The following is a 721-nucleotide window of genomic DNA, read 5'->3' on the forward strand; positions in this document are numbered from 1 at the left end:
AACACCATCCTGATCGACTTCGATCGCGATATCTGGGGCTACATCTCCCTGGGCTACTTCAAGCAGCGCACCATTGCCGGTGAAATCGGTTCGTCGACCATGCCGCACAAGGTCAACCCGATCGACTTCGAAAACTCCGAAGGCAACCTCGGCATCGCCAACGCCCTGTTCCAGCACCTGGCCAGCAAGTTGCCGATCTCCCGCTGGCAGCGCGACCTGACCGACTCCACCGTGCTGCGCAACCTCGGCGTGGGCTTTGCCCACAGCGTGATCGCGTACGAAGCCAGCCTCAAAGGCATCAGCAAGCTTGAGCTCAACGAGCAGAAGATTGCCGCTGACCTGGACGCTTGCTGGGAAGTATTGGCCGAGCCGATCCAGACCGTGATGCGCCGCTACAACATCGAAAACCCCTACGAGAAGTTGAAAGAATTGACGCGCGGCAAGGGCATCAGCCCTGAAGCACTGCAAACTTTCATCGATGGCCTGGATATGCCAGCCGCTGCCAAGGCCGAGCTGAAACTGCTCACCCCGGCCAACTACATCGGCAACGCCGTGGCCCAAGCCAAGCGCATCTGATTACCGCAAGACCCTTGAGACGCCCGGCCGCGCCGGGCGTTTTTATTCCAGTCTGAAAAGTGCTTTCTTTCAATAGGTTACACATGAATCCTGACATCCCTCTTCAACTTCTGGGCGGCATCACGGCACGGGAATTCCTGCGCGA

Annotated in this window: 1 protein-coding gene; it reads left to right on the forward strand. The window is 58.3% G+C overall.

The window, feature by feature from the left end; translation table 11 throughout:
• Window positions 1-576, forward strand: a 576-nt coding sequence (locus tag CFE47_RS31360) for a lyase family protein (RefSeq protein WP_286843073.1), incomplete at its 5' end; no start/stop codon positions are given.
• Window positions 577-721: the final 145 nt, after the last annotated feature.

Source organism: Pseudomonas sp. PGPPP1, assembly GCF_002255865.1.
Classification (GTDB): domain Bacteria; phylum Pseudomonadota; class Gammaproteobacteria; order Pseudomonadales; family Pseudomonadaceae; genus Aquipseudomonas; species Aquipseudomonas cremoris.